Here is a 22,183-nt window from a genome sequence, read left to right as displayed (position 1 = left end):
CCTCTGCACACGGGGTGTGAGCGAGCTGCCGGGCGGGTATGCGGCCGGCACGGAGAGTGATTCACCCACCACAGGGAGAGCCATGTCAGCAACGGTCGGCGATGTCGTCCTGGAACGTCTACGGCAGTGGAACATCGAGCAGGTCTTCGGCTATCCGGGCGACGGCATCAACGGGTTGCTGGCCGCCTGGGGTCGCGCCGACAATTCTCCCCAGTTCGTCCAGTCCCGCCACGAGGAGATGTCGGCTTTTCAGGCAGTCGGCTATGCGAAGTTCTCCGGACAGATCGGAGTGTGCGCCGCCACAAGTGGCCCCGGCGGTATCCATCTGCTCAACGGGCTCTACGACGCGAAGCTCGACCACGTGCCGGTACTGGCACTGGTCGGCCAGACCGAGCGCAGCGCCATGGGCGGGTCGTACCAGCAGGAGATCGACATGCTCTCGCTGTTCAAAGACGTCTGCAGTGAGTACGTCCAGATGTGCACCGTGCCCGAGCAGATACCCAATCTGATCGACCGCGCGATCCGGATCGCCCTGTCCGAGCAGGCACCCACAGCGCTGATCTTCCCGTCGGATGTTTTCGAACTCGAACACACGCCGCCACAGCACGAGTTCAAGCACGTGCCGTCGAGCCTGGGACTCTCACCTGGCGCGCCCGCCGCCGATCCGGCCGCGGTCCAGCAGGCCGCGGACCTCCTCAACGCCGGCGAGCGTGTTGCCATCCTGATCGGTCAGGGCGCGCGCGACTGCGTCGGGGAACTCACCGAGGTGGCCGACCTCCTGGGCGCGGGATGCGCAAAGGCACTGCTCGGGAAAGATGTTCTGCCGGATGATCTTCCGTGGGTCACCGGATCGGTCGGACTGCTGGGCACCACAGCCAGCTACCAGATGATGAATGACTGCGACACCTTGCTGACGGTGGGGTCGAACTTCCCGTACAGCCAATTCCTGCCCGAACTCGACCAGGCCAGGGCCGTTCAGATCGACCGATCCGGAAAGTGGATCGGCATGCGTTACCCCTACGAACTGAACATCGTCGGTGACGCGAAGACCACGCTGCGACAACTCATTCCGCTGCTGCGTCGCAAAGAAGACCGCAGCTGGCGGGAGTCCATCGAGTCGAATGTCGACCAGTGGTGGACGATGGCCGAGAGTCAGGCCACCACCGACGCCGAACCGACCAATCCGATCAGGATGTTCCACGAGCTGTCGGAGCGGATGCCGGACAACGCCATCATCACCGCAGACTCGGGAAGCGCCGCCAATTGGTATGCGCGCCATCTCAAGTTCCGCGGTTCGGTACGCGGCTCACTGTCGGGGACACTGGCAACAATGGGCCCCGCGGTGCCATACGTCATCGGGGCGAAATGGGCCCACCCCGACCGGCCCGGAATCGCATTCGAAGGCGATGGCGCGATGCAGATGAACGGCCTCGCCGAGATGCTCACCATCGCCCGGTACTGGAAGCAGTGGACCGATCCGCGGCTGATCGTGGTGGTGCTGCACAACAACGACCTGAATCAGGTCACGTGGGAACAACGCGGGATGGAGGGCACCCCCAAGTTCGTCGAGTCGCAGTCGCTGCCCGACATGAATTACGCCGAGTTCGCGCGCGGCATCGGACTTCTCGGCATCAATGTCGATACCACCGAGGAGATCGGGCCTGCCTGGAGCGCGGCCCTCGCGGCCGACCGACCGGCACTGCTCGACGTCCGGTGCGACCCGAATGTCCCGCCCATTCCGCCGCACGCAACGCTCGAGCAGGCGAAGTCACTCGGCAGCGCGCTCATCAAAGGCGACGAGGACGCGTGGCAGGTGGTGAAGAACACCGCCAAGCAGAAGCTGGCGCAGGTCAGGCCGTCCGACGACAGTTGAAGCGAAACGGCTTGTGGTACAACGCCGCCTCCCGGCTCTGACCGTGGAACGCGTGACGGCGGCCAGGTCCAGGAGGGCGACCTGGCCGCTGTCACCGTGGGGATCGGTCTAGGACGGGAAGTCCGCGCTGCGAGATAACGTTTCGCTCGATCGGATGTCGTCCAGGTTCTGCTCCAAGGCATCGATCACGGCGTCGTATCCGCTGTTGCCCAGGACCAGGCGGCGGGGTGGCGGGTCTTGGGCCATCGCGGCGATGACCGCACGGGCGCCGCGGTGTGGGTCGCCGGGTTGCACCCCGTTCATGTCGATGAAGGCGGCACGGACCTGCTCGAGCATGTCGTGGTAATCCGGGATTGCCTCTGCGACGGGCTCGCTGGCAAATCCGGCGTAGGCGTTCGTGCGGAACGCCCCCGGTTCGACCGTGAGCACGGAAATGCCGTGCTCGGCGACTTCCTGGCGCAGTGCGTCGGTGATGGCTTCGATGGCGTACTTCGTAGCGCTGTAGTAGCCGAATCCGACCGCCGCCAACAGCCCGGCCACCGACGACACGTTGACGATCCACCCGCTTCTGCGGGCACGCATTCCTGGTAGCACTGCGCGCGTCACGGACAGCACGCCGAAAAAGTTCAGCTCGAACATCGCCCGTATCGAGGCTTCGTTCATCCCCTCGATCGAGCCGTACCAGCCGCGCCCAGCGTTGTTGACAAGCACGTCGATACCGCCGAAACGCTCCTCGGCGGCTCGTACCGCGTGTCGTACTTGCGCCGCGTCAGTGACATCCATGGGCACAACGAGAACGCGGTCGCCGTAGTGGTCAGCCCACGTCGCCAGCTCCTCGGGACGTCGGGCGGTCAGTACCACGCGGTCCCCTATCTCCAGGGCAGTCTCGGCGTACGCCATGCCGAAGTTTCCGGGTGTGCCGCCGGTGATGAACCACCGCTTGCTCATGGCTCGATCACCAACCGGCTGATCAATGCGCCGTCGAGTGTGAAGCGGTAGTGCAGGTCGGCGACCCCACCGGGGAAGTCACCCTCCAGGTGCTGCTGGACGTCGGCGGTCGTGCCGGTCGTGGTCGCACCGGTGAACTCGGAGGTGTAGGTGTACTCGCTCTCAGTGACCGAGTCGGTCAGCCAGGCCCCGATCTCGTCACGGCCCGAGTGGTCGCGGCCCTCGTCGGTCACCACGGCATCCGCGGTGAACACGGCGAGCGCTTGAGCGCGCTGTCGGGCGTCGATCGCGGTCATGAACTTCTTTACGTTGTCCGGGAGATAATCCCAATCTGTTGTCATGGCCCCACGGTCGTGCTTCCCGTAAGGGGAAAGTCAACACTGAGTCGCAAACTGGTGTCCATGTCGGACACTCAGCGCCGGCCCCTGTTGACCTTCCCCTAGGGGCAAGCTTCACGATGGGCCCCACCTGACAACAACCCCGACGACGCAACGACAGGAGAAGTCATGGGCGCACGGGTCTCGATCGGCGACTTCGCGGTGATGACCAGCCTGAGCCGGAAAGCGCTACGGCACTACCACGACATCGGGATTCTCGAACCGGCCCACATCGACGTGCACACCGGCTACCGCTTCTACGACACCAGCCAGGTCGATCACGCACACATCATCCGCCGGTTCCGATCCCTCGGGATGTCGATCCCGGATATCAAAGCACTGCTGGGCACAGACGACGCCGCGTCCCGCACCGAGATAATCACGACTCATCTCGCACAGATGGAAGCGCAGCTACAGCACACTCGCGACACCGTCGGAGCGCTGCGCGAGTTGCTTTCTCCCGTCCACGCCCCCGCCGAGATCGAGGTGCGGGTTGAACCAGCACTCACCGTTTGGTCTATCGGCGCCACTCTCGAGACCGCCGAAATCGACAGCTGGTTCGCGGCCACGGTCCACAAACTACGAGACGCAGTTGCATCAGCCACAAGCGTTCACGCCGAGGTCGTGCCAGGCGGCCTCTACGACCGAGCACTCTTTCTCGAATCCCGAGGCAACGCAACACTCTTCGTCGCAGCTCCGCCCTCGGTGGAACCCCCGCACGCCATCCAGGTCCAAGTCCTGCCTCAGGCCCAGTTCGCGGTGCTCACCCACTCTGGCGGCCACCACGGCATCGACCGCAGCTACGCGGCGCTGGGAACATACGCAAACGAGCATCTGATCAGCGACCAAGGGCCAATCCGCGAGCACTACATCGGCGGCACGCCCGAAAAGCCGACAACGTTCACAGCCACCGAAATCTGCTGGCCCATTTTCAGCACCGCCCCACCGCCAAAGTGATCCTCACAAGAGGCGGGCGGGGGTGTCTGGCCGTTTTGTGGGCCGTTGCGTGGGGGTCCATGCGCGTTCCGGGCTCCTCAGGAAGCAACTGGTGGAATGGCGTTGGCGACGATGGATACGTTGACATCCTTGGGGACAAGCACTCGAATTGCTTCACGCGCCCTAGCGGACCACCTTGAGCGGCCCCTCCTCGGGCGTCGGCGGCTCGAACCGCTCGAAGTACTCCGTTGCCGTCTGTTCGGTGAGTGGCCAATCGTCCGCCCGCCTGCCGAGTCGGTCGTCGACCCGGCTCAGGATGGTCTCAAGACTCGTCGCAATGTAAATGGTCTCCGGCAGGATGCCCTGCGGTGCGAGCAATGCGCGGAACTCATCGCGTTGTCGCCGGAACCAGAATCCGAAGTCGAGCACGACATCGTTCCCCGTCGCGACATGGCGCAGCAAACGCGCCTTCAGGTCTGCTGCCACCTCGCCGACCACTTCGGCGGAGGGCATCGTCGTAATACCGCGATCCCAGAACTCCACCTCGAACGACAAACGCGTCCAGCCCTCGCGCTCCAAGCGCTTGGCGTAAGTGGTCTTTCCGGCACCACCTGGCCCGCACATCATCATGACGCGGGGTCGTCGTGTCTCGTTCGATGCCACCGGGCCGAGATTACGCCACGCAACTGACGTTGAGACTTGAAACGCTCCGCTCATCGCTGATCGGATCAGTTCCGACTTGATCCACACGCCCTCGCCAAGGCAACCACCGAACTGTCCACCGTCGAAGTCCTCGAGAGGACTGGCCCACAGGAGGCTGCAATGCGCCAGCGAGACAACATATCTCGCTGCAATCCGGAGCTGGTACCCGGGTAATGATGTCAGTTCGTCCGGCTAGCGTTCTCACCCAGAGCCCGTACAACCAGGAACTATCCCCCGGTCCGTGGACCATTCACGTTCGCACCCAACGATTCCGCTCGGTGTCGAAAACGACCAGTCCGAGTTCCGCGAAGCCGTCCAGCCATCCGCCCATCGGCCACCACCCCCAGCGAGCGTGAAAGATGTTGGCATTGAGCAAGATGTCGTCAAGGTGTTCCACGGGCGGGTTCGAGACGGGGTGAAACTGGTGATAGGCATGGGCACCGCCCACCCAGGCGATCTCAAATCGCTGGGACGCCGCCATCTGGGCGAAGTCGGTGTCCTCCCCGCCGTAACCGGCGTACCCGTCAAAGAAGCCGCCGATCCGCGTCCAGCTGGCTGCGGTGACAGCAAAGGACAACGACCAGAACAGATTCATGTCGGTGCCGAGCTCCACGGAACCGGCCGGCGGGTTCGGCCGCGCGCGGTGGGGCGCCGTCAGCGACGCGAGGTCACCTCCGCCACGTGCCACTTCGGAAGCCCGTTCGTCGAGATAGGTGACAGGCCCACAGAACAGCAGGCGTTCTCCGGCCCGGAGCTGGACGGCGGCGTTGTATCGGGACACGAGGTCGGGGGCGGGGATGCAATCGACATCGAGGAAGATCAGCAGGTCGGCGCCGCGGTCACGGGCGATCGCCGCAGCTGTGTTGCGCGCAAGCGCGAGCGGCAGCCTGTCCTCGACGCGCGCGACGTGTGCGACCACTGCCTCACCCAGCTCGACCTGTTCAGCGATGTCGGGATCGTCCATGGCGACCACCACGTGGAGGTCGGGTCGATCGGAAGTGGCAGCGAGAGCACCTAATTGGGCCTGCAGATGCCGGTGCCGGCCACTCACGATCGTGAGCACGGCGACGGTCATGTCCATCTCAGGGCGACGTCCTCGATCACATCTGCGGCGCGCTCAGCGGCTCCTTCTGTCTCCCACCGGGACCAGCGGTGCGAGGGTGTCCGCGCCGCCGCCGTGCACAACGCCGGCCATGCCGAGGTCTCTGGCCATGCCGATGCCACCGTGGCCAACTGCAGCACCCGCTGCATCTCGGCGACGGCCCGCTGTTCTCCGAAGGGACGGTCTTCGGGGATGACGATGGCCGGCCTGGCAGCGACCGCCAGGTCGGCGACGGTGTTCTGTCCCGAATTGCCCACCACCACACCGGCGTTGCACATCGCCGGCCAGGGATCGGCGAACCAGCTCCCCGGCCCACCGGCGAACCGCCACGTCATGTCCGGATACGCCGAGCGGCAGGCCTCGACGGTCTGTTCCGAGATCTGGGTGCCTCCCGATCCCGTCATCACCAGGACGTCGGAGCGTTCGGCGTCATCGACGCAAAGGGTCCGGCCCGCAAATCTGCTGATGCCGCCGGTGAAGGTGGTCTTGTGCAGATGCGGACGCAGCCAGTCGGGTTCGTAGATCGCCGACGGCCACGGCGCGATGATCGCGTCGGCCAAGCCATAAGCCAGCTGGTGAGGAGAGTCGTCGCGGGTGCCGGGCATCGCGACCACGATCACCGGAACACCGAGAAGCCGCGCGAACACCGCGATCTCGACCGAGACGTCCACAACGAGTGCGGCCGGGTCCGTCTCCTCCACCCAGGCGGCGAGCTGCGCCATCCGACCTCGCATCCCCGGGTCACGGATCGGCGCCCAGTGCACCATGCCGGCGGCGGTGACACCGCGGCGCTGGCCGAGGTCGTCGCGGGCCAACTCGACAACGCGATGGAACACTCCGGGTTCGATCGGTGCCGACGACAACGCGGTGACGGGAATTCGCATTGCGCCCGCGATGGATGCCGCGCGATTTCGGTGGCCGTGGCCTTGGTGGTGGACGTAGTAGCCGATCATGCGGCCAGGTGCGCCCGGCCGGCCAGCCGCCGGTACAGCGACAGATACTGATCCACCATCACATCCTCGGCACAGTGACTCTCGGCCCGCGCTCGGACAACCCGCCGGTCCAGGCTCATCGCCCGGCGCGCCGCCGCCGCGAGCGAGTCGGCGTCGTCGGAGTCGGCGAGCACCCCGCCGTCGTCGCCGACGATCTCCGGGATCCCCCCGCGCCGGAAGCCCGCCACCGGGGTTCCGCACGCGAGCGACTCGGCGACCACGAGTCCGTAGGGTTCGTCCCATAGCGGTGTCACCAGGGTGGCGGCCGACGAGCCGACCACCGTCGCCAACTCCTTCTGATCGAGGTGCCCCACATACCGGATGCGATCGGACAACAGCGGGCTGATCTCGCGGTCGAAGTAGTCGCGATCACTGATCGGCCCGGCCAGGCGCAGGCCGAGTCCGGCCCTCTCCGCGGCCCGTGCGGCGAGATGGGCGCCCTTCTCGGGTACAAACCGTCCGAACCACACGAGGTCGTCGCCGCCGGACCCGGCCGGCCAGAGGTTGACATCCACGCCGTTGCTGATCACCTCGATGTCACGGGCGACATGACTCCAGGATCGGGCGGTGTGTTCGCTGACCGCGGCAAACCGTGTGTTCTCAGCGTTCACGTCGATGGCTGACTCCAGCCACGGCGTCGGCGGGGTGTGCAGTGTGGTCAGCACCGGCGCCTTGGCCGTCCGGGCCAACGCGATCGGGAGGTAATGGAGGCTGTGGTTGTGGATGACTTCGAACCGGTCGTCGCGACCGAGTCTCATCATCAGTTCGAGGTAGGCGTGGTGCGCAGCCATGAACCCCGGTTCCGGCATGGAGGTGTCGCGCTGAGCCGCCGGACTCGGTTCGAACTCGCTGACGTCGAGCAATGCGTGCTCGACACCGAGGTCCGATCCGGCAGCTGCGAACAGCGCGACGTCATGGCCACGTCCAGCCAGTGCCCTGGCCAGATGCCACACGTGGGCTTCCAGACCTCCTGCAAACGGTTCGGCGATCGGATAGCGGTGTGATGCGATGAGGGCGATCGACAGAGGTTCTGCGCCTGTCATCATTGCGGCACTTTGTTGCTGATGACGTCGTGTACGGCTGCGAGTCGAACACCGCTCATGGACTCTCAAAGCTCCTGACTCTCTCGACAACGGCTCGAAGGAGGCCCACGATCCATTTCTTGGGGGGTACGACGAACGATCCATCTCGGTCGCCGCACAGGCAACGGGTTTAGTACCCAGGCAAACCTTCCGGCAAACGCACCAGTGCCGAGTCCTTGCCGGTGGCTTCCGAGTCCGATTTCGGCGACCATTCGGTTACCGTGTCGCCGAGTTGTGCAAACATGGACAGGTCGGTTCAGCTAGCAGCCGGGGGTGCGTGCTGTCTTGACAACCCAGACCGCGCGCACGGTAGACAACACCATTGAGCAAGGGGTATCGATGGAATCGATCGACGGGCAAGCGCAAGTCGCCCGCGAGGGTCATGAGTTGCCGGGCACCGGACTGACCATCGCCGCAGACCGAAAAGGTGGGCTGGTGGTGTTGACCGTGCGCGGAAGTATCGACATCCTCACCGTCCCGCAGCTGGCAGACGCCGTTCGCGAGGCGATCAGTGGCGTGCCGGCCGGACTCATCATCGACATCACCGAAGTCGATTTCCTGTCATCGGCGGGCATGGCCGCCCTGGTCACCGCCCACGAGAACATTGCGCCGACGGGCAAATTCGGCGTCGTCGCCGACGGCCCGGCCACCGAACGGCCCATGCGTCTCGTCGGTCTGGACGAGACGATTCTCATGTATGCGACCGTCGATGCCGCGGCTGCGGACTTCGCCGAAGAGAGCAACGATCCTTACACCGCTTAAAAGCGGTACTGCTTGGGTAACAGTGAGCTGTGGGTGCCGATCAAGTCATGACGAACTCGCCGACCGAGGGCGTACGGCTCATGTATACCGATGTGGCTGCCGAACCGGCGGCCGCGACCTCGCTACGCCAGTTGCTGGCTGAATGGCTTGCCGAACATGTACCCGATGTCGGCGACCTCTCCGACTCGATCACGCTGGCGGTCTACGAAGCGCTTGCCAACGCGGTGGAGCACGCATACACCGGGCGTGAGCCGGGCACGATGAGTCTGCGTGCCACTTACCATCCGCATGATCAGCAGTTGAATGTGACCGTTCAGGACCACGGGAACTGGCGAGAACCCGACCCGACGACTCACCGGCTTCGCGGCCGCGGCATTCCCCTCATGCAAGCGCTCGCGGACCATCCGCGCATCAACCCCAGTCCTCAGGGCACCACTGTGAACCTGGAGTGGAACCTCGGCGCCGAGCGCGACAAGTAGGTCAGACGCCGCCGTCTCGCTTGGCCGCCCGGGCGGCCAGGTCCTCGGCATCCATCCGGTTGGCCTCTTCCAGCGTGGGCGCCGATCCGCCCAGTCGGGCGGGCACCCAGAACTCCCCTTGTGGATGTGGCCCGTAATTCTGCTGCAAGGTCAGCAATTCCTCACTCATCGTCTTGTGCAGACGCTCGGTCAGCGAGGCCGGATCGCCATCGGGCGCGATCAGCTCTCCGACACCTATCGAGATGGGGATGTTCGTCCGGCCCAGCCGCTTGGGATGGCCCTTGGTCCAAACCCGCTGAGCGCCCCAGATGACTGTCGGCAGGATCGGGACACCCGCTTCGAGCGCCATCCGCGCAGCACCGGACTTGAAGTCCTTGATCTCGAAACTCCGGCTGATCGTCGCTTCGGGGTAGACGCCGACGAGCTCTCCCCGCTGGAGGTATTCCACCGCGGCGCGGTAGCTGTCCGCGCCGGCCGAACGGTCCACCGGGATGTGTTTGAGGCTCCGCATGATCGGTCCGCTGATGCGGTGATCGAAGACCTCCTTTTTGGCCATGAACCGTACTTTGCGCTTACCCTGCAGAAACGCAGGCAAGCCGGCGTAGGTGAAGTCGAGGTAGCCGGTGTGGTTGATCGCCACCACCGCGCCACCCGTCTTCGGTACGTTCTCGACCCCGGTCACGGTGAACTTCAGGCCCTCGGCGGCCCAGAGTGATCTGGCAATGGCGATGACTGTGTCGTAGACCGGTTCCATGCGGCGAGCATAGCGTTGGCCAAAGAGGGGCCAACCGGAACTGGTCGATACTCTGGTTCTCATTGCGACGAACCAGAAGTTGAAGCAATAACCACGATTTTGGAGGCAGCACGTGCAGGTCACGAGCATTGGGCACGCCGGATTCCACATCCAGACTGATGCCGGGTCGATCTTGTGCGACCCATGGGTGAACCCCGCCTACTTCGCCTCATGGGTGCCGTTCCCCGACAACAGTGAGCTGGACTGGAAGGCGCTCGGGAACTGCGACTACCTGTACGTCAGCCATCTCCATCGGGACCACTTCGACGAGCAGAACCTGCGCGACAACGTCAGCAAGGACGCGACCGTACTGCTTCCTGACTACCCGGTGCCGGACCTGCGCCGCGAACTGGAGAAGCTGGGGTTCACGAAGTTCGTGGAGACCGAGGACTCGGTGAAGACCACCGTCACGAACGACAAGGGCAGTCTCGACGTGATGATCGTCGCATTGCGGGCGCCGGCTGACGGTCCCATCGGCGACAGCGGCCTTGTGGTCAGCGATGGTGAGACCACCGTCTTCAACATGAACGATGCGCGGCCTGTGGATCTCGACGTGATCGCTGAGCAGTTCGGTCACATCGACCTGCACCTGCTTCAGTACTCGGGCGCGATCTGGTACCCGATGGTGTACGACATCCCGAAACGCTCCAAGGCCAACTTCGCTGCCCAGAAGCGCCAGCGCGGTATGGACAGGGCGAGGTCGTACATCGAGCAGGTCGGTGCCACCTGGGTCGTCCCGTCTGCCGGGCCGCCCATGTTCCTCGACGAGGATCTGCGCTACCTCAACGACATCGAGAACGACCCCACGAGCATCTTCCCGGACCAGGAGACGTTCCTGGACCAGATGAAGGAGAAGGGCACCGACGACGGGGAGAAGCACCGCGGCCTGATGATGGTGTCGGGCTCCACCGTCGACATCACGGGCTCACAGCTCAACGAGTTGTCGCATCCGTATCCGCCAGAGCAGGTCTTCGGCCCCAACAAGGCCGCATACCTCGATCGGATGGCCGAGAAGTTCGCTCCGGTGATCGCAGCGCAGAAGGCCACGTGGGCCCCCGCCGTCGGTGACCCCTTGCTGCCCGCTCTCAAGGAGCTCTTCGAGCCGATCATGGCCCAGAGCGATCTGATCTGCGACGGCATCGGGTACCCGGTCGGATTGGTGATGGGCGAGGAGACCGTTGTCCTCGACTTCCCCAACCGCACAGTGCGAGAACCGAAAGAAAAAGAAGGCAAATACCGGTATGGATTCCGGATTGCGCCCGAGTTGGTCAGAACTGTCCTGCGTGACAACGAACCCGATTGGGTCAACACGATCTTTCTCTCGACGCGTTTCACCACCTGGCGCATCGGCGGATACAACGAATTCCTGTACACGTTTTTCAAGTGTCTGACCGATGAGCGAATTGCTTACGCCGACGGGTGGTTCGCCGAGGCACACGATGACTCGTCCTCCATCGAGAAGGACGGCTGGAAGTTGCAGCGCCGCTGCCCGCACCTCAAAGCCGATCTGACCAAATTTGGTGTCATCGAGGGCGACAAGCTGACCTGCAACCTCCACGGCTGGTCATGGGACCTGCCCAGCGGACGGTGCCTCACCAGCAAGGGGCATGAATTGCGCAGCGCTCGAATCGAGTCCTGACGCTGACTTTTAAGACCGGTTGACCTCAAAGCCGTACGGGAGTTATATTTTTCCGGCGTTTGAGGTGACCATTCCCTTCGGCGTGGGAGACTCAAAAAGCGAGTCTCCCCTCAAACTTTCTGCTTTCATCGCCGCTTTCCCGTTCCGCCGGTTCAATCGATGCCGGCGGAACGGTGTTTCGCGGGGAGCAGTTTGAACTGCAGACGCCGCGGGTATCAAAGCGCTGTGTCCTCACTGTGGATGAAGAGCGTCAAGGTCGATCCGCCTGTTCGAAGCATCACCGACTCACGCTTCGACTACGTCGTTGTCGGCGGAGGCATCACCGGCGTGACCACTGCGCTGCTCCTGGGTCGATCGGGTGCCGACGTCGCGTTGGTCGAAGCCCGACAACTCGGCGCCGTGGCCACGGGCAACACCACCGCGAAAGTCAGTGTGCTCCAGGGCACCCGACTGTCCTCCATCTCGAGCAAGCACTCGGCCGCTGCGCTGCGCGGGTACGTCGACGCCAACGTCGAAGCGCAGCAATGGCTGCTGGCCTTCTGCGGGCAGCACGAGGTGCCGTTCCAAATCGAGACGGCATACACATACGCGCAGTCGGACAAGGGCCTCGACAGCATCCGCAAGGAATTCCAAGCCGGCCAGAAAGCGGGCCTCGACGTCCACTGGGTCGACGATCCCGGGACACCGTTTCCATCGGTGGCGGCAGTGGCCCTCGACGACCAGGCCCAGTTCCACCCACTCGATGCCCTCGAAGCTCTCGTCGCCGAAGCCCAGCGGCATGGCGTGCAGGTCTACGAGAACACCAGGGTCGTGTCTGCGCACAGCAAAGACGGCGAACAGATACTTCGCACGGACCAGGTGGACCCCGTCACCGGAGACGACCTCACCGTGCGTGGCAGGAAGATCGTATTGGCCACCGGTACACCGATTCTCGACCGCGGCGGCTTTTTTGCCCGCGTCCATCCCGAGCGCTCGTACGCTGCCGCCTTCTCGGTCTCGGAGCCGATCATGGCGGGCATGTACCTTGCCGCCGATCAGCCGTCGAGGTCGGTCCGGTGGGTTCCGGGGCCCAACGGCGAGCCACTTCTCCTCACAGGCGGAAGCGGCCATCCCGTGGGGCGGGCCAAATCGGAGCAGGAACACGTCGACGAGCTGATCGACTGGACCACAACGTATTTCCCGACCGCTGAGCTGACCCATCAGTGGTCGGCGCAGGACTACATCACGATCGATGAGCTGCCCTACGTGGGACCGATCCTTCCCGGGCACGACAGTATCTACGTGGCCACCGGATTTGCCAAGTGGGGCATGACAAATGGGGTGGCTGCTGCGTTGGCGCTCGCCGGCCGGCTCCTCGGCGGTGGTCCGGCGTGGGCGGAGTACCTGGACTCGTCCCGCCCCGCGCAGGTTGTGGGCGTCCCGTCTGCCGCGGTGATCAATGCCGAGGTCGGGCTGCACATGGCCAGGGGGTGGGCGGGCGCAGCGATCAAACCCGGCTCCTCGACTACCACCGACGAGACCGTTCCCGAGGGCGGCGGGGTGCTGCGTCGCGACGGTGCCCGGCCGATGGGCGTGTGCACCGTGGAAGGACAGACGCACAAGGTGTCGGCGGTGTGCCCTCACCTTGCGGGTGTACTCAACTGGAATGACGCCGAGAAGTCGTGGGACTGCCCACTCCATGGATCACGTTTCGCGGCCGATGGGGCGGTCCTCGAGGGGCCAGCCACCCGGCCGCTCACCAAGCTCGATTGAGCCCGCGCCGATGTGGTCGGCGCCGTCGGCTCGGACGGGATCTGGTTATTTCACCAGTTCGATTGCGACCAGACGGCCATCGTTTTCGGCCTCGCCCTCATGGACGGTCACCGACTCGGTCAGCGTCTGCAGCACATGCCACCCAAACCCCGTCTGGGGCAAGGAGTTAGAGCGCGGGAGCCACGACTGGACCACGCCGTTGAAGTGGTGCTCGGCTGTGGTGAAGGCGACTGTGAGTTCGGCACCCGGTCCGGCATGTCCGATGATCGTCATCGCGGCCTCGTCGACGGCCAGTTTGATGTCGGCTACCTCATCCAGGGAAAAATCGGCCAGGACCGCCAAGGTCTCGGCGATGGCCCGGACCATCGCAACTTGCGACTTGTCGGCGGGCACCCGGATATTCACCGGAGCCACTGCCGTTTCGTCGATACGCATGACGTCACCCACTACCACTTCGATCCCCCTTTACCGGGCAGGTTACCCCGGCCAACGGTGTTGATCACGATCGACATTTGCACTACTCCTACTACGGTCTCACCCCGTATACCCCGACGATGGCTGCCCTAAGCACTCTCGCGGAACAAATAGTCAGGGTGCCTTCTGAGCCCCACGATTTCACAGTCCGATGTCCGGGCACGCGCCGCATCACCCTTCCGCGGTGAGCGTAAGTGAAGCCGTCTCGAGCGAGTTTCGGGCCGGGTTACTACTGCGCAGGAGTGGCTTGGCGTGCCGATTCCAACGAATCGAAACATTCGACCAGGTCCCCGAGAAGCTCCAGCGGTCGACTCACGGGTCGCCCGCAGGCCACCGCAAACCACCGATCCCCTGTGGCTGCTGTATCGGCGACATCGATGAGCAGTTCGAGGCATGACGACGGTGCGAAGTCGACGTCGGACAGGTCGACGATCAGTGCCTTGGTTCCGCTGAGCAGATGGTCGAGGTAGTCCTGGAGAAGCACTACGGTGTCGCGGTCCATCTCACCATCGACCCGGACAACGACGGGATGCGCACGGGTGCAGGAGAACGTGATCTTTCTGGTGCACGTGTGCCCGAGCTCGGTCATGGAGCCGATGTCTCGTAGTTCAGGGTAGAAATTGGTCTCCGATGGCGACATGAAAACCTCCGGCCGACTGGCGATGACTGCCCCTGGAGCTCGCCGCCTACCGAGCAGGCCACTCCAGAAAGCCCGGCTGCCTTCCCAACCTGATTAACAATCTACAATTCATTGTTCAATTCAGGAAGGAATTCGGGCCACCCAATGCCCCGTCTTCGTCAGAGCCGAGCTCGTCACGCAACTTGGCGAGGGTGCTGGAGAGGATGCGCGACACGTGCATCTGTGAGATCCCGAGTTGTTTCGCGATCTCGGTCTGGGTCTGGGATCCGAAGAATCGCAGCACCAGGATTCGTCGCTCCCGCTCGGACAGCTTGGCGAGAGCCGGCCGGATCGCGACATAGCTTTCAACGTGCTCGTACTCGGGATCCTCGGAGCCCAGCGTTTCCAGCAATGGGGCGCCGAGCTCGTCATCGGCCGCACCGGAATCGGTGGACAGTGCCTGGTAAGCCCCACGCGCCAGGAGGCCTTCGGTCACCTCCGCGACACTGAGGTCGAGCTCGGCGGCTATCTCGCTGGGCGATGGTGCCCGCCCGAGGCGCTGGGACAGGTTTTCCGAGGCGTCGCTGATCGACTTGTGCAACTCCTTCAGCCGACGTGGGACACGGGTGGCCCAGGCCGCATCCCGGAAATGCCTGCGCACTTCACCCATGATCGTGGGTACCGCAAAAGACACGAATTCCGAACCGTGCTGAGGGTCGAACCGATCCACCGCATTGACCAGGCCCAGGCGGGCAACCTGGACGAGGTCGTCATGATTTTCGCCGCGACCACTGAAACGGCGGGCGATGTTCTCGGCGAGAGGGAGGCAGCGGGTGATGACCTGGTCGCGAAGACGGTCCGCAGCGGGCGTGCCCTTCTCTTTCTCCCGTAGACGCGCGATCAAGTCCACGACGTCGGCATAGTCGTCAGAGACCCGCGCCTTCGGTTGAGTTCGCTCCAACACGGTCCCATCTACGCTGCTGATTCAACTCGTCTGGGTTACCCCGTCGAGTTCGTCTTCAATCACCCTGTCATGCGGCCCTGTTCTCGAGCAGCGCTTGGGTTCACCACGGCACTCCATGGGTATCCGACCCGCGTGCCCGAGGAACGAATCGGGCGAACCCGACCAGGAGGATTCATGAGAGCAGTGACGTGGCAGGGCAAACGGGACGTGCGTGTCGAAACGGTACCGGACCCCAAGATCCAGGAGCCGACCGATGCCATCATCGAGCTGACGACCACGAACATCTGTGGCTCGGACCTCCACCTTTACGAGGTGCTCGGGCCTTTCATGAATGCCGGCGACATCCTGGGTCACGAACCCATGGGACGTGTGGTCGAGGTCGGGGCAGACGTGAAGAACCTGGCCGTGGGTGACCGTGTGGTCATCCCGTTCCAGATCTGTTGTGGCAGTTGTTTCATGTGCGACAGAGGGCTCCACACCCAATGCGAGACCACGCAGGTCACGTCGGAGGGTCGCGGCGCGGCCCTCTTCGGGTTCTCCCAGCTCTATGGTCAGGTTCCCGGCGGTCAGGCTGAATACCTTCGAGTCCCGCTGGCCGACTTCACCCACATCAAGGTGCCCGAGGGGCCGCCCGACTCGCGATTCGTGTACCTCTCCGACGTTCTGCCGACAGCCTGGCAGGCCGTGGAGTACGCGAACGTGCCCGACGGTGGAACGGTGACAGTTCTCGGTCTCGGTCCGATCGGCGACATGTGTGCGCGCATCGCTGCTCACCGTGGGTACGACGTCGTCGCGGTGGACATGGTGCCGGAACGTCTGGATCGGGCCAAGGCGCGCGGTATCGACACCATCGACATGCGCTCGCACAAGAACATCGGGGAAGTCATCCGGGACCGCACCTCAGGGCGCGGAACCGACGCCGTCATCGATGCGGTGGGTATGGAGGCCCACGGTGCGCCCGTGGCAAAGCTTGTCCAGACGGTCGCCGGCCTCCTTCCCGATGCGGTGGCTCAGCCGGTGTTCAAAACCGCCGGTGTGGACCGGCTCACGGCTGTCTACACCGCCATCGACGCTGTCCGCCGCGGTGGCACGGTGTCTCTCATCGGCGTCTACGGCGGCGAGGCAGACCCGCTGCCGCTGGGCACGATGTTCGACAAACAGATCAATGTGCGTATGGGACAGGCCAACGTGAAGCATTGGGTGGACGACATCATGCCGCTCCTCACCGACGACGACCCGCTGGGCGTGGACACCTTCGCCACGCACGAGGTCAGTCTCGAAGAGGCCCCGCACGCCTACGAGATCTTCTCCAAGAAGCAGGACGGCGCGGTCAAGATCCTGCTCCGTCCCTGAGGCCCGAAGGCCTCACGGCCAACCAGGAGAAGACTGCTCGAGAACCCTTACCGGTTCTTGGCAGTCTTCTTTCTGTTCGCCTTCTTGATGGCGGAAACCAGTTCCTTCTTCTTCATGGAAGAGCGGCCCTTGATGTCGAGCCGCTTCGCCACCTTGACCAGATGATCCTTACTGGCGTTGGCGTCCACACCCTCGGCAGACTTACCTGAGGGATTGGGGCCACCACTCTTGGCCCGGCTGTCGGAGGGACCCTTCTTCTTCTTGGGTTCCCAACGGTCGCCCACCTTTTCGAAGCTGTGCTTGAGAGCGGAGAATGCCGTGCGGTGCGCACGTTTCTCGTCGCCGTATTCGTCCATCGCCGAGTCGTAGGTCTTGGTGAAGGTGCGTTGTGCCTTCTTGCCCGATTTGATCAACGTACTGGGCAGCTCACTCTTCTTCGGCGCACCCGATTTTGTCGTCTTCGGCATGTGCTTCCTCCTTCTCGAGATGTTCGATCGGTCCTGGAGGTTACCCGTCAGCAGGACCGTCAAACTCGAGGTTTCACCCGGTCAGAGCCGGGTAAGCAGCGGTGGAACAGAAAGGTGCAGACCATGAGCGAACATCCAGCCGAGAACATCGAGTACCCGGGCCGGACCGGGGACATGAGCGAGCAGCCGCACGACGAAATGCGGTCGTACCAAGGCCGCGGACTCTTGCAGGGCAAAAAGGCTCTCATCACCGGCGGTGACTCCGGCATCGGACGGGCGGTCGCCGTGGCCTATGCCAAAGAGGGTGCCGACGTCGCCATCGCATACCTCGACGAGTCCGACGATGCCGCACACACCAAGGGGCTCGTCGAAGCCGAAGGACGCCGATGCACCACGTACGCAGGGGATCTGGCCGACCCCACGCACTGCCGCCAGATCGTGGGCCGAACGGTCGAGGACTTGGGCGGTCTCGACATCCTCGTGAACAACGTTGCCTACCAACACGTTGTCGAGGACTTCTCTGAGATCACCCCCGAGCAGTGGAAGCGAACGTTCGATGTGAACATCCACAGCTTCTATCACGTCACCCACGCCGCTCTCGAGCACCTCGGCGAGGGTTCGGCGATCATCAACACCGGCTCTATCAACGGGTTGCGCGGCAACAAGTCACTGATCGACTATTCGGCCACCAAGGGCGCTGTCATCGCGCTCACCTACTCGCTCGCGCAGAGTCTCGTCGACCGCGGAATCCGGGTGAACTGTGTTGCGCCGGGACCTGTCTGGACACCGTTGATCCCCGCGACGATGCCGGCCGACAAGGTCGCCGACTTCGGTAAGCAGGTTCCCATGGGTCGCGCCGCACAGCCGGACGAGATCGCACCGTCCTACGTGTTCTTCGCATCGCAGACCATGTCGTCGTACTACAGCGGTGAGGTGCTGGCTCCGATTGGCGGCGAAACGCTACCCGGCTGAGGTCGGCGGGGCGACAACCCAGATTGCCGAAGTGACCTTGGGGCCGGGCAGGACAACCGATTACGGGTTCTTTGCCTCGGTGATCGCCTCACGGATCGCCTCTGCGCATTCGGCTCCCGCAGGTTCGGGACCGAGCCCGATGTAGAAGGTACCGGCTTGTCCGTGCTCTCCCGGGAAGCCGCCCAGCGTGATCCCTGAATCCTCCACCGCCGCAAAGGTGTCTTCGAGCGCGCTGCCCACCCGGGCCGAGGCCTGCGACATCGGAACCGACAACACGGCGGTCCCCCGCTTCTCACCCGCTGTCACCACGATCAGGTGCGTGGAGTGGATGACCACGAGCACCTCGTGCGCCGCATCGGGATCGGTCCAGTTGGCCTTGCGGCGGAACACCTTTCCGAGAAGCGAATTGGATGGCAGGTTCTGGCTGGAGGTGAGCCAGGCCGGCATGTCATCGCTGAGAACCAACTGGTGGCTTTGTGCATGTTCTGCCAGGGCTGCTGTCATCTCCATGGACAGTTCGTCGAAGCGGACCATTCGGGTGGACCGCTTGTACATCGTGGTGCTCATGCTGGTGCCTTCTCTGCTCCGGACTCGGCCTGTGCGCTGGCTTCCACCGCGCCCGACCACGCCACTGTGACCGCGCCGACGACCGCGAAGATGAAGCCGAGAACAGCCAACCATGTCCGGCCCGGGAGTGCGTTGTCGCCCAGCCAGATGATGCCGACCAGACCGGGCACCACCGTCTCGCCCACCACCAGCGCGGCCGTCGCGCCGTTGACCGAGCCCAACTGCAGGGCGACGGTGTGGAGGTAGTAGCCACCTATTCCGGCGACAGCGAGCGCGTACGCGGCGGGATCGGTGAGGATGTCGACCACGTCGAAGTCAGAGATGCCGTGCAGGATGCGGACCGCGATGGCCACGGCACCGAACATCGCGCCCGCGCACAGCCCGGCGGCAATCGCCGCCCGGGAGCCCAGCCACCTGATCAATCCGATCGAACCGGCGAACAACACCAGGGTGACGGCAAGCAGGCCCCAGTGGAACCAGGCGGCGTCGTGCCCGTGGCCTTCGGAGTCCGCCGAGATGCCCAGCGCGAACAGCGCCACGATCACGACGGCGATCGCCAGCCAGTCCCTCTTGTGGAGGTTGATGCCGAGCACGAAGATGCCGAGGATCGCCGTCACCACCAGATTCGCACTGACGATCGTCTGCGACAGGAAGAGCGGAATGAGACGTGCCGACACCGCGCTGCCGCCGAACCCGACGACATCGAGAACGGTTCCGACGATGAACGCGGTCGTCAAGACCGCGGCCATCGTCGATCGCATGGTCGGTGCGCCCTTGTCGGTCTCGAAACCGCTCGCGCCGCGCGCTGCCGCCGCCTGCTTCGCCGAGCGTGCGCCGTAGGCCTGCATGACGGAGGACACCCCGTATGCGATGCAGGCGAACAACGCCGCGAGAATCCCGATGATCATGAGGGGATTATGTCGGGGCCCGACCACTTCCGCGCACGAACGCGCCTCGAGCGGGGAATAGTGCGGTACGTCCGCCCGTTGTACGAACCGACGGTGTTCGTATCACTGCCCCGGGTACCACCCCAAAGTTGCTGCGAGCAACCACTTGCCGAGAGGCGCACTGGCGAACATCGTCCTGTCTGACGCGAAGGCCGCGACACCCATCGGTGTCGCGGCCTCCGTGCGTAACCCTCTCCGTGCAGCCTCGTCGATGCGTAAACCCACGTCGCTGTCGTGGGCTCCAACCGAATCAGCACCTTGTGACCTGAAATCTGGCGGAATCGGTTGCGTTGCATTTAAAGCGTCGTCACCGATGAGCAGACATGTAGCATGAATCACACGCGCGTAGCTCGCGCGCCATTCCAACTGTCTAAGAATGCGCAGTCACTTTCAGCGAGTGCATCACTCGCTCGGCGATCTCCACTCGGCCACTGGCTCCAGACAGAGAGACACTCTCATGCGCAGCACATTCCGCGACCAGTTACGCGACCTCAATACGACGCTCAGCACGATGGCCACTTTTGCCGGCAATGCCGTCGAGCGAGCCAGTCACGCCGTTCTATGCGCAGACCTCGCAGCTGCAGAGGAGGTCGTCAGTTCGCACGATGACCTACGGGCGCTGTCGGCGAAGGCTGAGTCTCAGGCTTTCCTGCTACTGGCCCGGCAGGCCCCGGTGGCCTGTGATCTGCGGACGGTTGTCGCCGCGACGCACATCATCGCCGATATCGACCGCATGGGTGGACTCGCCGTCCACATCGCCGAAGCAGCGAGAAGGCGTCATCCCGCGAGCGTCGTCCCGGACGAGGTGGCCCCCTACTTCTCGGAGATGGCACAGGTCGCCGTGACGATGTCGCACACCGTCGGCGATGTGCTGCTCACTCATGACCCGGCCGATGCGCGCCGTCTCCACGACGATGACGACATCATGGATGATCTGCACCACCGACTGACGGCGACCCTCGACGACAGCTCGTGGCCGCACGGCGTCGCCGCCGCGATAGACGTGACGCTTCTCGGTCGGTTCTACGAGCGTTTTGCCGATCACGCAGTGCTGATCGGCCGGCGTATCGTCTTTCAGGTCACCGGCGAACTACCTCAGCCGGCATCCTGATCAAGGCCTGAGTGCGGCCGGCGCGAGAATCTCTGAACCCACAAATGGCACCAGCGCCTCCGGCACCCGCACGCTGCCATCCGGTTGCTGGTGGTTCTCCAGGATCGCCACGATCCAGCGGGTGGTGGCCAGAGTCCCGTTGAGGGTCGCGGCCACCTGCGGCTTGCCGTTGTCCCCGCGGTAACGCACCTGGAGCCTTCTGGCCTGATACGTCGTGCAGTTGGATGTCGAGGTGAGTTCGCGGTAGGTGTTCTGTGTCGGAACCCATGCCTCACAGTCGAACTTGCGGGCCGCCGACGAACCGAGGTCGCCGCCGGCAACATCGATGACGCGGTACGGCACATCGATCGCGGCGAGCATGTCCTTCTGCCAGCCAAGGAGCTTCTCGTGTTCGGTCTCGGCGTCTTCGGGCTTGCAGTAGATGAAGGCCTCGACCTTGTCGAACTGGTGCACCCGGATGATCCCGCGGGTGTCCTTGCCGTAGCTGCCTGCCTCACGACGGAAACAACTGGACCAACCCGCATACCGCTTGGGTCCGGCGGACAGGTCGAGAATCTCACCCATGTGGTAGCCGGCAAGTGGGACCTCGGAGGTACCGACGAGATACAGATCATCTTCGGCGAGGTGGTAGACCTCGGCCGAGTGAGCACCCAGGAATCCGGTGCCGTCCATCACCTCGGGTCGAACAAGCACCGGAGGGATCATCACGGTGAAGCCATTGGCCGTCGCCTTCTGCGCTGCCAGCTGCAACAGTCCGAGCTGCAGCATGGCTCCCGGTCCGGTCAGGAAGTAGAAGCGTGAGCCCGACACCTTTGCGCCGCGCTCCATGTCGAGCAATCCGAGGCTCTCGCCGAGCTCCAGGTGGTCCTTGGGGTCCTCGATCGGGGTGGGCTCGCCCACGGTCTCCACGAGGACGAAGTCCTCTTCGCCACCGGCAGGTGCCTCCGGCGCCACGATGTTGTTGATGGCGCGATGAGCGGCAGCCATTTTCTCGTCGGCCGCGGATTCACGGGCGTGAGCGGCTTTGACCTGGTCCGCGAGGTGCTTGCCCCGGGCGAGCAGTTCCTGCTTGTCCTCGGCGGGCGCCTTCCCGATGAGCTTGCCGAGGTCCTTCTGTTCCGAGCGCAGCTGATCGGCCTCGGCAATGGCGGCCCGACGCTCGGAGTCGGCGGCGAGCAGCACATCCACGAGGCCGGGATCCTCACCGCGGGTGCGTTGAGATGCCCGGACGAGGTCGGGGTTGTCGCGCAAAATCTTCAGGTCGATCACTCT

Annotated in this window: 23 protein-coding genes; 9 read left to right on the top strand and 14 right to left on the bottom strand. The window is 64.0% G+C overall.

What is annotated here, in order from left to right; genetic code table 11:
* The first annotated feature begins 82 nt into the window (after positions 1-82).
* On the top strand, positions 83-1,873 hold the full coding sequence (locus tag ACVWY6_RS17585; protein ID WP_457539742.1) for a thiamine pyrophosphate-requiring protein: 1,791 nt from the start codon (positions 83-85) through the stop codon (positions 1,871-1,873).
* Between the two features lie 108 nt (positions 1,874-1,981).
* On the opposite strand, the gene ACVWY6_RS17580 is transcribed toward ACVWY6_RS17585, so the two are convergent.
* Together ACVWY6_RS17580 and ACVWY6_RS17575 are read right to left on the bottom strand one after the other, a co-directional pair.
* Positions 1,982-2,821 (bottom strand): oxidoreductase, encoded by an 840-nt coding sequence (locus ACVWY6_RS17580; RefSeq protein ID WP_457539740.1) that lies wholly within the window; start codon positions 2,819-2,821, stop codon positions 1,982-1,984.
* Entirely contained in the window at positions 2,818-3,162 is a 345-nt protein-coding gene (locus ACVWY6_RS17575; RefSeq protein ID WP_457539739.1) for a nuclear transport factor 2 family protein, read from the bottom strand. The genes ACVWY6_RS17580 and ACVWY6_RS17575 overlap by 4 nt, the downstream gene beginning before the upstream one ends.
* Positions 3,163-3,327: 165 nt before the next feature.
* Here ACVWY6_RS17575 and ACVWY6_RS17570 point away from each other — a divergent pair, with 165 nt between their 5' ends.
* Positions 3,328-4,155, top strand: a complete 828-nt coding sequence (locus ACVWY6_RS17570) for a MerR family transcriptional regulator (protein ID WP_457539737.1) — start codon at positions 3,328-3,330, stop codon at positions 4,153-4,155.
* A 162-nt stretch (positions 4,156-4,317) separates the two neighbouring features.
* Here ACVWY6_RS17570 and ACVWY6_RS17565 read toward each other — a convergent pair whose 3' ends face one another.
* The 4 genes from ACVWY6_RS17565 to ACVWY6_RS17550 all read right to left on the bottom strand — a co-directional run bounded on the left by ACVWY6_RS17565 (position 4,318) and on the right by ACVWY6_RS17550 (position 7,973).
* Positions 4,318-4,797, bottom strand: a complete 480-nt coding sequence (locus ACVWY6_RS17565) for an AAA family ATPase (protein WP_457539735.1) — start codon at positions 4,795-4,797, stop codon at positions 4,318-4,320.
* Positions 4,798-5,086: 289 nt separating this feature from the next.
* Complete coding sequence (locus tag ACVWY6_RS17560; RefSeq protein WP_457539732.1) at positions 5,087-5,917, bottom strand: glycosyltransferase family 2 protein; 831 nt, start codon at positions 5,915-5,917, stop codon at positions 5,087-5,089.
* The gene (locus ACVWY6_RS17555) at positions 5,908-6,891 is read right to left on the bottom strand and encodes a hypothetical protein (protein ID WP_457539731.1); all 984 of its coding nucleotides are present in this window, start codon (positions 6,889-6,891) and stop codon (positions 5,908-5,910) included. The genes ACVWY6_RS17560 and ACVWY6_RS17555 overlap by 10 nt, the downstream gene beginning before the upstream one ends.
* Complete coding sequence (locus ACVWY6_RS17550) at positions 6,888-7,973, bottom strand: glycosyltransferase family 4 protein (protein WP_457540199.1); 1,086 nt, start codon at positions 7,971-7,973, stop codon at positions 6,888-6,890. The genes ACVWY6_RS17555 and ACVWY6_RS17550 overlap by 4 nt, the downstream gene beginning before the upstream one ends.
* A gap of 378 nt (positions 7,974-8,351) precedes the next feature.
* Here ACVWY6_RS17550 and ACVWY6_RS17545 point away from each other — a divergent pair, with 378 nt between their 5' ends.
* Together ACVWY6_RS17545 and ACVWY6_RS17540 are read left to right on the top strand one after the other, a co-directional pair.
* Positions 8,352-8,774 carry an STAS domain-containing protein gene (locus ACVWY6_RS17545; protein ID WP_081729630.1) on the top strand — a complete coding sequence of 141 codons (423 nt, stop codon included), beginning with the start codon at positions 8,352-8,354 and terminating at the stop codon, positions 8,772-8,774.
* Positions 8,775-8,821: 47 nt separating this feature from the next.
* Complete coding sequence (locus ACVWY6_RS17540) at positions 8,822-9,253, top strand: ATP-binding protein (RefSeq protein WP_023954929.1); 432 nt, start codon at positions 8,822-8,824, stop codon at positions 9,251-9,253.
* A 1-nt stretch (position 9,254) separates the two neighbouring features.
* Here ACVWY6_RS17540 and ACVWY6_RS17535 read toward each other — a convergent pair whose 3' ends face one another.
* A complete protein-coding gene (locus tag ACVWY6_RS17535) occupies positions 9,255-10,007 on the bottom strand; it encodes a lysophospholipid acyltransferase family protein (RefSeq protein ID WP_023954931.1) in 753 nt (250 codons plus the stop codon).
* A gap of 112 nt (positions 10,008-10,119) precedes the next feature.
* Between ACVWY6_RS17535 and ACVWY6_RS17530 the strand changes: the two genes are divergently transcribed.
* Positions 10,120-11,685 carry an MBL fold metallo-hydrolase gene (locus ACVWY6_RS17530; protein WP_062794726.1) on the top strand — a complete coding sequence of 522 codons (1,566 nt, stop codon included), beginning with the start codon at positions 10,120-10,122 and terminating at the stop codon, positions 11,683-11,685.
* A gap of 225 nt (positions 11,686-11,910) precedes the next feature.
* On the top strand, positions 11,911-13,437 hold the full coding sequence (locus ACVWY6_RS17525) for an FAD-dependent oxidoreductase (protein WP_457539727.1): 1,527 nt from the start codon (positions 11,911-11,913) through the stop codon (positions 13,435-13,437).
* 45 nt (positions 13,438-13,482) lie between these two features.
* Here the strand turns inward: ACVWY6_RS17525 and ACVWY6_RS17520 are convergent, their stop codons facing one another.
* From ACVWY6_RS17520 to ACVWY6_RS17510, 3 genes are all read right to left on the bottom strand, one after another.
* Positions 13,483-13,872 carry an ATP-binding protein gene (locus tag ACVWY6_RS17520; RefSeq protein ID WP_400722921.1) on the bottom strand — a complete coding sequence of 130 codons (390 nt, stop codon included), beginning with the start codon at positions 13,870-13,872 and terminating at the stop codon, positions 13,483-13,485.
* A gap of 268 nt (positions 13,873-14,140) precedes the next feature.
* A complete protein-coding gene (locus ACVWY6_RS17515) occupies positions 14,141-14,551 on the bottom strand; it encodes an STAS domain-containing protein (RefSeq protein WP_457539725.1) in 411 nt (136 codons plus the stop codon).
* Positions 14,552-14,666: 115 nt separating this feature from the next.
* Positions 14,667-15,494 carry a SigB/SigF/SigG family RNA polymerase sigma factor gene (locus tag ACVWY6_RS17510; RefSeq protein ID WP_023954937.1) on the bottom strand — a complete coding sequence of 276 codons (828 nt, stop codon included), beginning with the start codon at positions 15,492-15,494 and terminating at the stop codon, positions 14,667-14,669.
* 174 nt (positions 15,495-15,668) lie between these two features.
* Here ACVWY6_RS17510 and ACVWY6_RS17505 point away from each other — a divergent pair, with 174 nt between their 5' ends.
* Positions 15,669-16,847: a zinc-dependent alcohol dehydrogenase gene (locus tag ACVWY6_RS17505; protein WP_457539723.1), complete on the top strand. Its 1,179-nt coding sequence runs from the start codon at positions 15,669-15,671 to the stop codon at positions 16,845-16,847.
* Positions 16,848-16,894: 47 nt separating this feature from the next.
* Here ACVWY6_RS17505 and ACVWY6_RS17500 read toward each other — a convergent pair whose 3' ends face one another.
* A complete protein-coding gene (locus ACVWY6_RS17500; protein ID WP_023954941.1) occupies positions 16,895-17,314 on the bottom strand; it encodes a ChaB family protein in 420 nt (139 codons plus the stop codon).
* 123 nt (positions 17,315-17,437) lie between these two features.
* Between ACVWY6_RS17500 and ACVWY6_RS17495 the strand changes: the two genes are divergently transcribed.
* Positions 17,438-18,286 (top strand): SDR family oxidoreductase, encoded by an 849-nt coding sequence (locus ACVWY6_RS17495; protein ID WP_062795637.1) that lies wholly within the window; start codon positions 17,438-17,440, stop codon positions 18,284-18,286.
* Positions 18,287-18,346: 60 nt separating this feature from the next.
* Here ACVWY6_RS17495 and ACVWY6_RS17490 read toward each other — a convergent pair whose 3' ends face one another.
* The gene (locus ACVWY6_RS17490) at positions 18,347-18,853 is read right to left on the bottom strand and encodes a hypothetical protein (RefSeq protein ID WP_023954945.1); all 507 of its coding nucleotides are present in this window, start codon (positions 18,851-18,853) and stop codon (positions 18,347-18,349) included.
* Positions 18,850-19,761, bottom strand: coding sequence for a hypothetical protein (locus ACVWY6_RS17485; protein ID WP_457539721.1), 912 nt, complete (start codon positions 19,759-19,761; stop codon positions 18,850-18,852). The genes ACVWY6_RS17490 and ACVWY6_RS17485 overlap by 4 nt, the downstream gene beginning before the upstream one ends.
* A 496-nt stretch (positions 19,762-20,257) precedes the next feature.
* Here ACVWY6_RS17485 and phoU point away from each other — a divergent pair, with 496 nt between their 5' ends.
* Entirely contained in the window at positions 20,258-20,911 is a 654-nt protein-coding gene (gene phoU / locus ACVWY6_RS17480; RefSeq protein ID WP_317712735.1) for a phosphate signaling complex protein PhoU, read from the top strand.
* On the opposite strand, the gene serS is transcribed toward phoU, so the two are convergent.
* Positions 20,912-22,180 (bottom strand): serine--tRNA ligase, encoded by a 1,269-nt coding sequence (gene serS / locus ACVWY6_RS17475; RefSeq protein ID WP_023954949.1) that lies wholly within the window; start codon positions 22,178-22,180, stop codon positions 20,912-20,914.
* Positions 22,181-22,183: the final 3 nt, after the last annotated feature.

Source organism: Williamsia sp. R60, from assembly GCF_054063855.1.
This window is presented reverse-complemented; position numbering and strand designations above follow the sequence as displayed.